Annotated in this window: 14 protein-coding genes and 1 tRNA gene; 6 read left to right on the top strand and 9 right to left on the bottom strand. The window is 31.8% G+C overall.

Annotated features, from left to right (window positions below; translation table 11 throughout):
* The first annotated feature begins 9 nt into the window (after positions 1-9).
* The 3 genes from H601_RS0101160 (at position 10) to H601_RS0101150 (ending at position 1,555) form a co-directional block, all read left to right on the top strand.
* The gene (locus H601_RS0101160; protein ID WP_026709812.1) at positions 10-948 is read left to right on the top strand and encodes a PorP/SprF family type IX secretion system membrane protein; all 939 of its coding nucleotides are present in this window, start codon (positions 10-12) and stop codon (positions 946-948) included.
* Positions 949-957: 9 nt separating this feature from the next.
* Entirely contained in the window at positions 958-1,317 is a 360-nt protein-coding gene (gene folB / locus H601_RS0101155) for a dihydroneopterin aldolase (protein WP_026709811.1), read from the top strand.
* Between the two features lie 167 nt (positions 1,318-1,484).
* Positions 1,485-1,555 (top strand) — tRNA-Cys (locus H601_RS0101150).
* Positions 1,556-1,891: 336 nt separating this feature from the next.
* Here the strand turns inward: H601_RS0101150 and H601_RS0101145 are convergent.
* The 4 genes from H601_RS0101145 to rnr all read right to left on the bottom strand — a co-directional run bounded on the left by H601_RS0101145 (position 1,892) and on the right by rnr (position 6,640).
* Entirely contained in the window at positions 1,892-2,554 is a 663-nt protein-coding gene (locus tag H601_RS0101145) for a GldM family protein (RefSeq protein WP_084139906.1), read from the bottom strand.
* 5 nt (positions 2,555-2,559) lie between these two features.
* Positions 2,560-3,243, bottom strand: coding sequence for a LysE family translocator (locus H601_RS0101140; protein ID WP_026709809.1), 684 nt, complete (start codon positions 3,241-3,243; stop codon positions 2,560-2,562).
* An 85-nt stretch (positions 3,244-3,328) separates the two neighbouring features.
* Positions 3,329-3,997, bottom strand: coding sequence for a head GIN domain-containing protein (locus H601_RS0101135; protein ID WP_026709808.1), 669 nt, complete (start codon positions 3,995-3,997; stop codon positions 3,329-3,331).
* A 465-nt stretch (positions 3,998-4,462) separates the two neighbouring features.
* Positions 4,463-6,640: a ribonuclease R gene (gene rnr / locus H601_RS0101125; protein ID WP_026709806.1), complete on the bottom strand. Its 2,178-nt coding sequence runs from the start codon at positions 6,638-6,640 to the stop codon at positions 4,463-4,465.
* A 109-nt stretch (positions 6,641-6,749) separates the two neighbouring features.
* On the opposite strand from rnr, the gene H601_RS0101120 reads away from it, so the two are divergent.
* A complete protein-coding gene (locus H601_RS0101120) occupies positions 6,750-6,986 on the top strand; it encodes a putative signal transducing protein (RefSeq protein ID WP_026709805.1) in 237 nt (78 codons plus the stop codon).
* A gap of 793 nt (positions 6,987-7,779) precedes the next feature.
* On the opposite strand, the gene H601_RS0101110 is transcribed toward H601_RS0101120, so the two are convergent.
* Together H601_RS0101110 and H601_RS14960 are read right to left on the bottom strand one after the other, a co-directional pair.
* On the bottom strand, positions 7,780-8,931 hold the full coding sequence (locus H601_RS0101110; RefSeq protein WP_245571590.1) for a lycopene cyclase family protein: 1,152 nt from the start codon (positions 8,929-8,931) through the stop codon (positions 7,780-7,782).
* A 213-nt stretch (positions 8,932-9,144) separates the two neighbouring features.
* On the bottom strand, positions 9,145-9,663 hold the full coding sequence (locus H601_RS14960; protein WP_051220616.1) for a DUF1905 domain-containing protein: 519 nt from the start codon (positions 9,661-9,663) through the stop codon (positions 9,145-9,147).
* Between the two features lie 58 nt (positions 9,664-9,721).
* Between H601_RS14960 and rpiB the strand changes: the two genes are divergently transcribed.
* Together rpiB and H601_RS0101095 are read left to right on the top strand one after the other, a co-directional pair.
* Positions 9,722-10,153 (top strand): ribose 5-phosphate isomerase B, encoded by a 432-nt coding sequence (gene rpiB, locus H601_RS0101100; RefSeq protein WP_026709803.1) that lies wholly within the window; start codon positions 9,722-9,724, stop codon positions 10,151-10,153.
* 91 nt (positions 10,154-10,244) lie between these two features.
* Positions 10,245-11,150, top strand: coding sequence for a cation diffusion facilitator family transporter (locus H601_RS0101095; RefSeq protein ID WP_026709802.1), 906 nt, complete (start codon positions 10,245-10,247; stop codon positions 11,148-11,150).
* A 2-nt stretch (positions 11,151-11,152) separates the two neighbouring features.
* On the opposite strand, the gene H601_RS0101090 is transcribed toward H601_RS0101095, so the two are convergent.
* The 3 genes from H601_RS0101090 to H601_RS0101080 are packed head-to-tail and all read right to left on the bottom strand — an operon-like array spanning position 11,153 to position 14,040.
* The gene (locus H601_RS0101090; RefSeq protein WP_026709801.1) at positions 11,153-11,704 is read right to left on the bottom strand and encodes a hypothetical protein; all 552 of its coding nucleotides are present in this window, start codon (positions 11,702-11,704) and stop codon (positions 11,153-11,155) included.
* 8 nt (positions 11,705-11,712) lie between these two features.
* Positions 11,713-13,461, bottom strand: a complete 1,749-nt coding sequence (locus H601_RS0101085; protein WP_026709800.1) for a T9SS type A sorting domain-containing protein — start codon at positions 13,459-13,461, stop codon at positions 11,713-11,715.
* A 54-nt stretch (positions 13,462-13,515) separates the two neighbouring features.
* The gene (locus tag H601_RS0101080) at positions 13,516-14,040 is read right to left on the bottom strand and encodes a hypothetical protein (RefSeq protein ID WP_026709799.1); all 525 of its coding nucleotides are present in this window, start codon (positions 14,038-14,040) and stop codon (positions 13,516-13,518) included.
* Between the last annotated feature and the right edge of the window lie 7 nt (positions 14,041-14,047).

Genomic DNA, 14,047 nt, shown 5'->3' with positions numbered 1-14,047 from the left:
CCTACAACCATGAAAAAATTAGCCCCACTTTTCATTTTACTTGCTTTTGTTCAACTAAAAGCACAAGAACTAAACCTACCTGCTTTTACGCAATATTTGGCTGATAATCCTTTTGTGATTTCTCCTGTATATGCCGGTATTGGCGACCATGTTAAAATTCGTGCCAATGGTTTAACCCAATGGGTCGGCATTAAAGATGCACCCCGAAATATGTCGTTAGCTGCGGATATGCGAATTGCCGATAAATCCGGTATTGGTGTTTATTTATATAGCGACAGAAACGGAAATACAAGACAATCGGGAGCAAAAATTAGTTTTGCCCATCATTTGGTTATTGATAAATATGCCGATCAATTTTTATCTTTTGGTATTTCTTATAATTTAAATCAATTCCGAATAGACATTGAAAATTTTAATGGTCAGGATATGGGAGTAATTGACGATAGAAGATTAACCAATCATAATGCAGAAGTTGGTATTCTTTACCGAAATAATGGATTTTATGGGAGTTTTACTGTAGCCAACTTATTAGATAAAAACCTAGATGTTTTTAATGATATTGAACCGTTAGAATTAAGAAACTATCAGTTTTTTACCGGTTATAAATGGAGAAGTAGTTCCAATAGTGATGTTGAAATTGAACCTTCTGCTTTTTTTCAATATTTTGAAAGTGATAAAAGATCAACCACCGATTTGAATTTGAAACTTCGTTTTTATAACTTTGAAGATTATTATTGGGCAGGACTATCGTATCGTTTTTTGAATGATCAATTGTTAGAACCATTAAATATTGGACCAATGTTGGGTTTGAAAAGAAGTAATTTTTACTTCGCTTATTCTTATCAGGTAACACTAAATAAATTGATAAATTATAATTCAGGAACGCATATGGTGACAATTGGATTAGATGTTTTTCAAGGCATCAGTAACTGTCCGTGTACCTATTAAAAACAACAAATGGGAACTATTAAATTACAAAACATCCGAACGTTTTCGTTTCATGGATGTTTAATGGAAGAAAGTAAAATCGGGTCCGATTATTCTGTTGATTTGGAAATTAAAACCGATATGCGAAAATCAGCCGAATCAGATGATTTGCATGATACAGTAGACTATGTTCATTTGAATAAAATTGTGGTAGAAGAAATGGCTATTCGTTCCAAATTATTAGAACACGTTGCTCATCGGATTATTAAACGTATTTTTGATGAAATTCCGGCTGTTTCACGAGCTATTGTTTCGGTTTCTAAATTGAATCCACCTATTGGTGGCGATGTAGAAGCGGTTACGGTGGTGATGGAGGAGTATAGGAGTTGATAGTTTGGAGTAGGGAGTTAAAAGGTTGCGGGGGTTTTTCGTAAAATTGTCATCCTGACGAAGAAAGAATCTATTGACTTTAAGAATAAGGTTACTTTTACAAAAGTTTTTTGAAGTTTAGTTTTTTAACTTTAAACTTTTTAATTACATTTGCCATCCGATTATAAGGCGTCGTGGCCGAGTGGCTAGGCATCGGTCTGCAAAACCGCGTACCCCGGTTCGAATCCGGGCGATGCCTCAAAATTAAAGCTTCTTTTTCAAGAAGCTTTTTTTGTTTTAAATTTTTAGAAAAAATTAATTAAAGATAACGCAAAACCGTCTAACAAGGTTATCCCGATTGCTATCGGGAGGGCGATGTCTCTGAAAAAGTTACCAATTTGGTAGCTCTTTTTTTTTAGCTTCATTGTGTCATTTCGACGATAGGAGAAATCGCATCATGTTGATTGATTAAATTCTTTATATGTTATGTGATTTCTCCTATCGTCGAAATGACACTGAAAAATAAAAAACTAAGATTTCAAATTGTATGTGTAATCAAAAGAATTAATAAATCAACTCCTTTATATTAGTGAATTTAAAAATCAGAAATTTGTATTTGAATTATTCCAATAGGATGAATAAAAATATTTAGTTCACTAAGAAGCTTAAATTCAATGTTGTAGATTATTATTTCTTTTCCTTTTTTTAACTTTAAAATTTCTTTATAAACCTCTTCTGTAATTTTATTTCCTTCAATGTGAAATTTCTTTTTTTTATGTATATATAAATCAAAACTTGTAACTTTTAAATTTAAAAATTCATACAGAAAATCTTCTAAATAAAAAGAAATCTCTGCATCTTTTAATTCTTCTTTCTTCATTAAAACAATACAGTTTTGACAATTTTTATTGTTTATTCTAGCAATATGTTTCTTTAGATTTTTTATCCTAAAAACATGTTCTTCAATCACTTTTGAATCATCTTGCAAAATAATTTCTAAAGTGACTACCATTTCATTTCCTTGTCCGGGAGCAATATAATATTTACCATTTTCTTCTTTTACTCCTAATCCGGAAACTGTAAATGATTTTGCATTTGGTACAGCAATCGAAATTGGATTTTGAATTCCACGATATACCACATTCAATTTATCAACAGAAATTACTCCTATTTTTGGTTTTGAAACTATTACAGTATCATTTTGTGCCAATATAAAATGACAAAGTAGTAAACAAAATATAAGAAGAATTTTTTTCATAATTATCACTCCTTCATCCGTTCCAACTTCTCTTTTATCATTTCCTTTTCCTTTGGAAAAAAACCTTGAATGATTAAAAAAAATCCAAAAATCATCAGAATTACACTGATAACCCGTTTGATTTTATAAATGATATACGGTGTTAATCTATTTTTAAGTTGTTTGGCTAAAATGATTTTAATAATATCGGTGATGAGGTAAGTAATTAGAATAACCGACATAAAAAGAACAATTCGATTAGGATTCATATCCATTTTTGGACCAAATACAATAATGATTCCAACCCAAAAACCCAACACACCAATATTAATGAAATTGAGTAAAAATCCTTTAAAAAATAAACCTAAATAATTGTTTTTAGGAATGGAATCCGCTACAAATTCAGGGTTGAGGTTTTTCTTTTTGCTCTTTTTTTCTTTAATAAAGGAAATCAAACCGAAAAAAAACATAATTACCCCACCAAGAATGAATAAACTCGGATCATCTTTGAGTTTTTCCAACAATTGGTTAGTACTGAAATAAGCAATCAGAATAAAAACCAAATCGCCAAAAACAACGCCTAAATCAAACGTCATAGCCGCTTTAAAACCTTTAGTAATACTGGTTTCTATCAGTACAAAAAAAACAGGACCAATGGTGAAAGCCAAGAGAATTCCCCACGGAATAGCAGCTAAAATATCGTTAAGCATTGAAAAAAGTTTCAGGTTTTAAGTTTCAAGTTATGAAACTTTCTAAATGCTAATTTAAAATTAAAAATTCAATTTAACACGTTTGTTATTTCATTTCTTTAATTGAACCTCCTAAAACGGTTTTCTGATTGATTTGTTTCGGACTGCCATAAATGTAAATATCACCTCCTGCTCGAACCTTGGCATCTACAAATTCTGTTGCAAAAATAGCGGCATTTCCACCGGCATTCAAGGAAATGGTAGTTTGTTCAGAAATAAAATTTCTTGCTTCTAATTCCGCACCGGATGATAGTATAATATCTTGATTGGCAGTGGTTCCGGTAATTTTTAATTTTCCTCCGGAAGTTGCTTTTATCGTTGCCTTTTTTACTTCTAAAGCAATTCTTATTTCAGCTCCTTCTTTAACATTTAAACTAAAATTAATTGCTTTTATCAGCTTTTCTGCATTTACATAAGAGCCTTCACTAGCTTCAACACCTTCCAATTTTTTATAATAAACGGTTACTTCAATTTCTTCGCCTTTTAAAAGTTTTGGAAATGGCATTCGGATTTTTAAATCGCCATTGTTGTTCACCACTTCCACTTCTGCCGCTCTGGAACCTTTGATTTCTACTTTATTTTCATTGGATGGAATAAGTTGAGCCGAAATTCTGTCAAATATTTTTACAGTTGTAAAGTCGCCCGGATTCTTAGTTATATTCTGAGCAAAAAGGAGAGAAGTAGATAGTATAAATAATAAAATGATTTTTTTCATGATGTGATGATTTTGATGATTGATGTTTAATTAGTTTCAAAAATAATACCATTTAAAGAGTTGAAATATTTTTTCTTTTTAAATAAAAATTATAAATAAAAAATAGTACTAAAACTGGTGAAATATATAAAAAACTATATTTCATTTTTTTAAATTTTAATGTTTGTAATTGTTCTGAAGTAATATAAATATCTTTCCAATAACCTCTGGGATCAGAGTATCCAATTGTATTTGCATTTGAAAAAGTTCCTTTCTCATATAAAAAAGGATTTAGAAATTTTCCATCTCCAACACTATGACCATTAATTGACTGTAAGTAGAAACAGTAAAATATAAAACTTATTATGATTATGATAAAAACTGAATTTATAAGCTTTTTCAAATTTTAATAATTTTTAATAAATAATACCTGAAAGCACTAATGCCATTCAGAATAACTGTCAACAGAAAACCGATAACCGACAACTATTCTTTTCTTCTAATAAAATGAAAATCCAATTGTTTCTTCACTAAATCGGCATTTTTAACTTTAACGTAAACTTCGTCGCCTAATTGTAAAATGCTCTTGGAAACTTCACCTACTAAGGCATATTGCTTTTCATCAAACACATAATAATCTTCACGAATTTCACGGATTCGCACCATTCCTTCGCATTTATTTTCGATGATTTCTACATAAATTCCCCATTCGGTTACACCGGAAATTACTCCTAAAAATTCCTGATCTTTATGGTCTTGCATGTATTTTACTTGCATGTATTTGATGCTATCACGTTCGGCTTGAGCTGCCAAATTTTCCATATCAGACGAATGAGCACATTTTTCTTCATACACTTCTGCCGAAACCGATTTTCCTCCATCTAAATAATACTGCAACAAACGATGCACCATCACATCCGGATAACGACGAATTGGCGAAGTAAAATGTGAATAATAATCAAACGCTAATCCGTAATGACCTATATTTTCGGTAGAATAAACGGCTTTACTCATACTTCGTATGGTCAACGTATCGACTAAATTTTGTTCTTTTTTACCATTTACTTCGTTCAATAAATTATTCAACGATTTTGAAATATCTTGTTTGGATTTGAAATTGATTTTATAACCAAATTTTGAAATCACCGTTTGTAAATTGATTAATTTATCTTCATTCGGTTCATCGTGAATTCGGTAAACAAAGGTTTTCTTTTGTTTTCCTATAAATTCTGCCACTTTTCGATTGGCCAACAGCATGAATTCTTCAATTAAATGATTGGCATCTTTGGAAATTTTAAAGAAAACACCAACCGGTTCTGCTTGTTCATTCAAATTGAATTTTACCTCTACTTTATCAAATGAAATCGCTCCGTTTGCCATTCGTTTTTGACGCAAAATTTTAGCTAATTCATCCAATTTTAAAGTAGCTTCCACCACATTTTCATCTACTTTATAATCTTTTCCGGTTAACGAAATTTCAGCCGGAATAACATCTTTTTTGGTTTCGATAATATACTGAGCTTCTTCATACGCAAATCGCTGATCCGAATAAATCACCGTTCTTCCAAACCATTGATTGATTACTTCTGCTTTAGGTGAAACTTCAAAAACAGCAGAGAAGGTAAATTTATCCTCATGTGGATTCAATGAACACGCATCGTTACTCAACACCTCCGGAAGCATCGGAACCACACGATCGACTAAATAAACCGACGTAGCTCGTTTATACGCTTCATCGTCCAAAATGGTTCCTTCTTGCAAATAATGCGAAACATCGGCAATGTGAATACCTATTTCGTAATTTCCATTGTCTAATTTTTCAAACGATAACGCATCATCAAAATCTTTAGCATCTTTTGGGTCAATCGTAAACGTTAATGTTTTTCGCATATCGCGACGTTTAGCAATCTCTTCTTCAGTAACTGAGGTATCAATTTTATTTGCGTATGCTTCTACTTCAATAGGAAAATCATACGGTAAACCATATTCAGCTAAAATGGCGTGAATTTCAGTATTGTGTTCGCCTGGTTTTCCTAACACTTTAATCACTGATCCAAACGGACTATCGGCTTTTTTTGGCCAATCTTCCATTTTTACCAAAACCACATCACCGTGTTCCGCATCGCCAATTTTATTTTTTGGAATGAAAATATCCGTGTACATTTTAGCATTGGCAGTAGTTACAAACGCAAAATTCTTTTGAATATCAATCACACCCACAAATTCGGTTTTAGCTCGTTCCAAAATTTCTAATACTTCTGCTTCGGGTCGGCGAGAGCTTCTTCGGTTGTAGATATAGGCTTTAACTTTATCGTTATCCAACGCATGATTCAAATTGATAAATGGAATAAAGACATCTTCTTCTAATTCATCACAAATAAAATAACCGGTTTTTCGAGAAGTCATATCGATGGTTCCTTCGTAATATTCGGCTTTAGAAACCATTTGATACTTACCAATTTCGGTTTCATGAATTTTATCTTGTGCTTTTAAAATTTTTAAATCTCGTATAATTTCATTTCTACTTTTAGTATCCGTTAATTCTAAAACAGCAGCTATTTGTTTGTAATTGAAAGACTTATTGGGTTCTTTGGATAAAATTTTAAAAATCTGTGCGGTAAAATCTTTGTTCTTTTTACCTAATTTTCTGGGTTTCTTACTCATAATTCTTTTCTAATAAAGTTGAAAATTACGAATAAGATGGGAGAAAATAGAATTTAGAAAGTAGATTTATTGAAAATATAACTTTTGTATCTTTATACAAATTTGCAAAATGAAAGACTTTGTTACCGTAGCCGTTTTCAATTTACCCTCTGAAATTTCAGTTTTAAAATCCGTTTTAGAAAACGAAGGTATTCCGTATTTTTTTGAAAATGAAACGATAGTTTCGATTGATCCTTTTGCGAGTATTGCGTATGGCGGAATTAAATTGAAAGTGCATCGCAATGATGAAGAACTGGTTCGAAGTATCTTAGATAATTTAGAAAGTCATCTTCGGATTGTGGAATAAAATTTTCTCCCAGAAAACACTAAAAGAACAGAATTACTCTTTTTAAAATTTAAGAACACAGATTTATAAAATTTGAGAAATCTTTTAAAATAAAAGGAACGCTGATCCCGATTACTATCGGGACAGATTAGCTTTGCTAAACGCGGATTTCTACTGATTTTCTTGACTCGATGTAAAAATATTTTAAAATTTAAGAAAGCTTAAAACCTTTTACCAATTACCCTTCACCCATTACCTTAAAATCTAAATAGTTTTCAACATTCTTTAAAAACATCAAAAAGAAATTTTAAATTAATTTTAATTTTATGATGGTTATTATAGCGTGTTAATTTGTAGAAAAACTTTTTTGAGAAATAATTTGAAATGCGGTTTCAATTAGTTTTACAAAATTATCAACACCTTTTTGAGAATTTAAAAACTTGAAAATGACCATTTTTTTAGTTTTTATTAACAGTTGTTAATATACAATTTTTAATTAAAAGTATGAATAAGTTTATTGTGAAAAACTGTTGAAAACCGAGTTGAAAAAGTTGATAATTTTAAAGTAAAAAATCAAAACTAAAGTTGATTTATTCATTTCAATTTTTGATTAGAAAAAATTTCTTTACTTCATCAAAATACTTCTAAAATTCTATCCGAATTTATTAACAACCCATGTTAATTTAATGTTATCTGAATATCAAGCGATTATGAAATGCTGTTAACAATGGAAAGATTTAACGTTTATTACAGTTGTCTGTTATAGGTTATCCGTTGTCTGTCAACCGTTTACACAACGGATAACCGACAACGGTCACACCAACTTCCTCAAAGCCCGAAAAGTAGCTTTAATAAAAACCCATTTTGGTAACGTTAACATCACTTTTAAATCAGAGAAAATAGTTCCTTCTTCGTTTAAAAATGTAAAGATATTTTGAATGGAATTTTTTTGAAAAAGTGTTCCAAAAAGTTGAGCTCCCAATTCATTATTTTGATGTAAAACTTCCAACAAAATTAAATCATACAACCAGTATCTATTTTTTTGATGAAATTGGGTTAGGTTTTGATTGGTTTTTAGAAATTCCACCAATTTTTCCGATTGTTTTTTACTGTTGAAAAACGTAAAACCGGTGCTGGCTTTTGTCCAACCACCTGCCGTTCCGATGAATAAAACCCTTTGTGAGTTTTGTTTGTGAAAAGGAAAACACGTCATCGGAATGTTTCCGGCTTCTTTTTCAACAATTTCATAATCAGTGATACCGAGATTTTCAAGATAATTTTGAATGGCTTTTTCGTATTCAACTTTTTCTAATACATCTTCAGAAAACAAAGTATATTCAAACAAAGCTTCGGTTTTTGAAGTCGGCAAAACATACATAAAACGAGTGTTTCCGTTTTGTTCAATCGTAAAATCCATGAATTTTACTTCTGAATCATCAAAAATTTCCGCTTTCGTTTTGATGAACCAACCAATGAAATGTTGTTTTAAATAAGGATAGTTGGTTTGGTTGAGAAGCGGATTGACATCGAAAAAACTATTCAATAAAAAATGACCGGAATAGGATTGATTTTTTCCTTGTATTTCAACAGAATTTCCAATCGTTTTCCAATTTAAAATTTCATCATTTATAAAAGTAAAATTGGATTTAGCCGAAATAGTATCGAACACCAATTGATAAAAATCACGACTTCGAATCATTTTATACAAATACGGTTTCATTGGAAAAGATTGTTGAAAATCCTGATTTCCTATAAATGCTTTTTCCCAAGTTTTGGATAGGATGGAATCAAATTCGCCGTTAGGTTCTTCCCAAAAACACCAGGTTCGATCGTTTTGGTTTTTGATTTCTTTATCAATAATTAATATCGATTTATCATCAAACCAGGCATCATTTGCCATCCGATATGCCGAAAGCAAACCGGATAAACCTGAACCAAGGATGATGTAATCGTATTTTTTTGACACAGATTTCACGAATTCACACAGATTTTGAATTTCACAAAGCTACTTATTAAGTTTATTTTAAAAACATCAAATTGAGCAACTATTTCACCGTCTCGTCTCCCCCTCCTTTGGAGGGGGTTGGGGGGAGGTTATTTTTTGCCACGAATTTCACTAATTCCACGAATTAAGTAAATTTATAAAATTTGTGCTAATTCGTGAAATCCGTGTCAAAGACTAAAATCTACTCTTAAAATTCTTAAAATCCTCATTCAACCCTTTAAAGTCCAAAACACCTTTTCTGTTTTTCAAATGCTCTAAAATAACAAACGATTTTTCAATTCGAAGTTGCGAGCTTTTGTATTTATTGACCACATGAATCAACGTTCGCTGTTTTCCGGGTGTGAGTTGGTGAAATAAATCGCTCCCATCTGGGTCGCTGAAAAGTACTTCTTCCATTTCTTCAGAAAGTGGCATACCGTATTTACTTTCGTCTTTCACTAATTCCACTTCAACATCATCATTCAAATGTAAATTCAGTTTTTTGCAGATGGCTTTATTCAATAAAATATAGTGAAAAGTACTTTTTGGCAACATTGCACAATGAAAAGAGAAAGTTCCGTTTAATGTGCAAACCACGCGTTTGTCTTGTGCTTCATAGCTTAATTTTTCAAAAACAGCAGGAGGAATCGGGATATGTAATTCCCAATACAAATCATTCTTATCAAACGAACAAACCTGACCGTTAAATTTCATCCTAACCTGATTGAATTTGATTATTTTTGTAAAGATAAAAATAACAACACAACAACACATGAAAATTTCAATTGGAAACGATCACGCCGGCCCGGACTATAAAAAAGCCATCGTTGATTTTTTAGAAAAACAAGGGCACGAAGTCATCAATCACGGCACCAATACTACTGATAGCGTGGATTATCCCGATTTTGGTCATCCTGTTGCCACCGATGTCGAAACCGGAAAAGCCGATTTAGGCATCGTTATTTGCGGCAGCGGAAACGGAATCGCCATGACTGTCAACAAGCACCAAGGCATAAGAGCAGCTTTGTGTTGGACCAAAGAAATTGCTGCTTTGGCCAGACAACATAACGATGCCAATATTATTAGTATTCCGGCTCGATTTACTTCGATTCCGCAAGCGGTGGAAATGGTGGATACGTTTTTGAAAACGGATTTCGAAGGCGGAAGACATCAAAATCGAGTGAATAAAATAAGTTGTTCCTAACAATTTAAACCATTAAGAAATTAAGTGTCATTAAGTTTTAGTTTCTTAATGACACTTAATTTCTTAATGGTTTTAAAAAATAAAAAACTAAATGTCCACCAACCCTAAAATCCACAAACACAACGTAACTGGAAAAAATCTGATTCTTTCCATTTTACTCAATACGGTTATTACTATTGCTCAGGTAATTGGCGGAATTGTTTCCGGTAGTTTGGCCTTAATTTCGGATGCGTTACACAATTTTTCAGATGTGCTTTCACTGATTTTTAGTTTGGTGGCACACAAATTATCCCGACGAAAAGCGTCCATCAGTCATACATTTGGTTATAAAAGAGCGGAATTAATTGCAGCGTTTATCAATGCTTCCACCTTAATTATTGTGGCGTTTATATTGATTTATCACGCGATTTTAAAGTTGATGCAGCCCGAACCAATTGAATCTAACCTAGTGATTTGGTTGGCTCTTTTAGGAATTGCTGTTAACGGATTTTCAGTATTATTACTTCGTAAAGATGCCGCTCATAACTTGAATATGAAATCGGCTTATCTGCATTTGTTAACCGATATGATGGCTTCTGTGGCGGTTTTAACCGGTGGTTTGTTGATGAAGTATTATCAAATTTATTGGGTAGATAGTGTGATGACCTTGCTAATTGCTTTGTACCTCATTGTGGTTGGTTTTGATTTGTTTATAAAATCCACCAAAATGTTGATGTTGTTTACACCGGATACCATCGACATTAAAGAAATTGTTCGCGAGGTACATCAAATCAAAGGGGTTGGGAAGTTGCACCACATTCACGTTTGGCATTTAAACGAAGAAGAACTGCATTTAGAAGCTCATCTCGATTGTGCTGCCGACATCAAAATGAGTGAATTCAACGATTTATTGCAGGAGATTGAAGAAGTGCTTTATGATAAATTCAACATCAATCACGTGAATATTCAACCGGAATTTCAGAAGGTTGATCCGAAGGATTTTATTGTGCAGGATTAGAATTATAATTCGTCTATTTCATTTATTTTTTTAAATGATTTTTCATATTTTCCATCAATAAAATAAATAAAACTTCCCTCTATTGATTGATTTGACGTTATCCCTGAAACAAATAAATTCATGTATTTTTCAGTTAGATTGGTGTTGTAGAATTCAACATCAATTCCAAATAACGGTTTTTTTAGAAGATAATCAGTATCCATTAATGCAGCATCATAATATTCCGCTACTACAAATAATTCGATATTATTTTGTAAACATCTATTTTGTACAATATTCAAAGCGTAACAAAATTCACTTTTACATTTTGGTTTCCAAATATAGATGAGCGACTTAGGGTATTGTTTCAAGCAATTTTTTATATCCTCATGATGTATAACAATTACTTTTTTTGGGTTTTCAAATCGACATGCTTTCGCCGCATCATATTTTTCAATTAACGATGGTTTCGCTTTTTTTGTTGAATGATAGTAACTGTAAAGTCCCTGAAAACTTCCGTTTATTTTACAGGAAGTGAGGGATAAAAGTAGTATTATGAAGATATTTTTTTTCAACGTTAAATCTACTTCACTATCATTTTCTTTATCATGACTTTATCATTATCAAATGTAACTTTTACCAAATAAAGCCCTTTTGAAATCCCATTTATATTGTATTCATTTGAATTATTTTTATTTTTAAAAACAAGTTTACCCAACATATCAACTATTTCTACCGTTTCTATTTTGTCAAATGATGAAATCGAAAAAGAACCATTGTTAGGGTTTGGGTATAAATTTACATCAGCAATAACGGCATCGTTCAATGACAAAGGATTAGGATCAAAACGAGCAATGAACGTATTGTCAATTGATAAGGTGGTCCAAGGACTGTTGTTATATAAAAAATTAGGTTGTAGAGCACCAGAAGTAGTAATACCGGATTGACTTTGGGTTCTACCAAGAAAAAAAAAGCTATCATTTTTAAAGAGTACATTCAAAATTTGGTCATTTAAATTGCCCCCAAAATAACTACCCCAATCTCTTTGCCCATCGGGTTTAAATTTCACTATAAAGCCATCGTAGTTACTGTTTTTATTAGGTTGAATAGAATTTAAAGTACTTATATTACTTTGAAGTTGAGTGTCACCAAACAAATAAACATTGTTGTTAAATATCATAACACTACATGGAAAAGCATTGCTACCATTTGGATCTGTAGGGTTTTCTCCAACATAAGTTCCCCATACTCGTTCCCCATTTTCAGTAAACTTTACTAAATAGTTAGTCAATGAATTTCTTGTGGGTTGAAAAGAATTAGGGGTTGCGATGTTTGTGTTACTTGATGTTTGGCCACAAAAATATACATAACCATTATCACATTTTAATCCATTATTGTTTAGATGTTCAGTAGCAGTTCCTCCATAATAAGTACTCCATATTCGTTGTCCATTAAAAGAGAATTTTGAAATAAAGGTATCACTACAACTTCCTGGAGAAGGTTGATGGCAATTAGGTGTTGCAAAATAAGTATTAGGAGTAAAATTAGGTGGACAATCTACTGATCTTCCGCTAACATAAATTCCTGATTGGCCTACATCTATTGATTTTATTAAAGAGGCGTTTGTTCCATAATATGTTGCCCAAATAGGGTTTCCAGTATCTGTAAATTTTGCTATAACAGATGGAGCATCATTTTTAACTTCTTGAAATACACCAGCTGTTGCTAAGTTTGTGTTTGTTGTATCAAAAGCTACATAAAAATGGTTAAATTGATCATTAACAATTGATTTATATATATTTCTTAAACCAATATCTGAGGTATTAAATACGACGTTATTTCCACCATAATAAGTACTCCACATAATATTCCCATCTGGATTAAATTTTGTGATAAAAGATGAAGATGCATTTTGCATTTGTGTTTGATAAGCATTGGGTGTAGAAATGTTTTGAGTGCTATTTGTAGAACCAATGCAATAAATATTATCATATTTATCAATAGATATTGCCTCAATATAATCAATGCCATTGCCACCTAAATAGGTTGCCCAAAGTAAATTTCCTTCTTGATTGAATTTAGACAAAAAACCATCAAATTGACCTCCACCATAGGTTGTTTGAAATGCATTAGGTGTAGCTAAATTAAATTGACCATTAGTATTTATAAGAACTCCACCCACAAAATAGATATTTCCTTGGCTATCCATTTCACTATCTATTATTTTCATACTCTCATCCCCGAAATAAGTTGCCCATGTTTTTAGGTAATTAGGTTGAGAGTAAAGAAAGTAAGGAAGTAAAAAAAAAATAGATTTAAGTATTGTTTTCATTTTAATAGAGTTTAAACCCCCAAATGATGTTAATCATTTGGGGAGAAATTTAAATTAATTATCATAAATAACTATTATGCCACCGCCAACTGTCATTCCATTTTCTTCATAAGAAGCTTCCCAACCAATTCCATCTAAAAATACAGGGCCATTATTACCATCAAAAGATAAATTACCACCGCCAAGCGAGCCATTAGGACCAACTTGAAACTTAATAAAATTAAATCTTTGTGGTAAAGCCAAAGCATTATTTAAGTTAGTACTTAGAAAATTAGCCCAAGTAGCACCGGCAGTAAATTGTCTTTGCCAAGCATTAATATAAGGCACACTTGTGGGAGAATAAAACGGAAAATAATTTACATTTGGGTTTTCTAATGTATAGGTAGTACCTGACGGAACATTGATAATTCCTCCTGAATAATTAGTTCTAAATCTAGGATAAGAGGAAGTAGCGGTTGATCTTGTTTGAATTTCTCCAACCTGAACGTTATAGCTGGAAAAATTAAAAATATATACTGTTTTTTGAGCAAAAGTAGTGATGCTTAAAAAGAAGGCTAAAAGTAAAATGATTTTTTTCATGTCTTTG

Source organism: Flavobacterium filum DSM 17961, assembly GCF_000425465.1.
In the GTDB taxonomy this organism is placed as follows: Bacteria; Bacteroidota; Bacteroidia; order Flavobacteriales; family Flavobacteriaceae; genus Flavobacterium; species Flavobacterium filum.
Note: the sequence above shows the minus strand (reverse complement) of the source record. Positions and strands in the feature narration are given on the sequence as shown.

What these genes read in the sequence shown, in the direction of transcription:
- H601_RS0101160 (WP_026709812.1), top strand. Translation starts at nt 10, where the DNA reads ATGAAAAAATTAGCCCCACTTTTCATTTTACTTGCTTTTGTTCAACTA.
- folB (WP_026709811.1), top strand. Translation starts at nt 958, where the DNA reads ATGGGAACTATTAAATTACAAAACATCCGAACGTTTTCGTTTCATGGA.
- H601_RS0101145 (WP_084139906.1), bottom strand. Translation starts at nt 2,554, where the DNA reads ATGAAAAAAATTCTTCTTATATTTTGTTTACTACTTTGTCATTTTATA.
- H601_RS0101140 (WP_026709809.1), bottom strand. Translation starts at nt 3,243, where the DNA reads ATGCTTAACGATATTTTAGCTGCTATTCCGTGGGGAATTCTCTTGGCT.
- H601_RS0101135 (WP_026709808.1), bottom strand. Translation starts at nt 3,997, where the DNA reads ATGAAAAAAATCATTTTATTATTTATACTATCTACTTCTCTCCTTTTT.
- rnr (WP_026709806.1), bottom strand. Translation starts at nt 6,640, where the DNA reads ATGAGTAAGAAACCCAGAAAATTAGGTAAAAAGAACAAAGATTTTACC.
- H601_RS0101120 (WP_026709805.1), top strand. Translation starts at nt 6,750, where the DNA reads ATGAAAGACTTTGTTACCGTAGCCGTTTTCAATTTACCCTCTGAAATT.
- H601_RS14960 (WP_051220616.1), bottom strand. Translation starts at nt 9,663, where the DNA reads ATGAAATTTAACGGTCAGGTTTGTTCGTTTGATAAGAATGATTTGTAT.
- rpiB (WP_026709803.1), top strand. Translation starts at nt 9,722, where the DNA reads ATGAAAATTTCAATTGGAAACGATCACGCCGGCCCGGACTATAAAAAA.
- H601_RS0101095 (WP_026709802.1), top strand. Translation starts at nt 10,245, where the DNA reads ATGTCCACCAACCCTAAAATCCACAAACACAACGTAACTGGAAAAAAT.
- H601_RS0101085 (WP_026709800.1), bottom strand. Translation starts at nt 13,461, where the DNA reads ATGAAAACAATACTTAAATCTATTTTTTTTTTACTTCCTTACTTTCTT.
- H601_RS0101080 (WP_026709799.1), bottom strand. Translation starts at nt 14,040, where the DNA reads ATGAAAAAAATCATTTTACTTTTAGCCTTCTTTTTAAGCATCACTACT.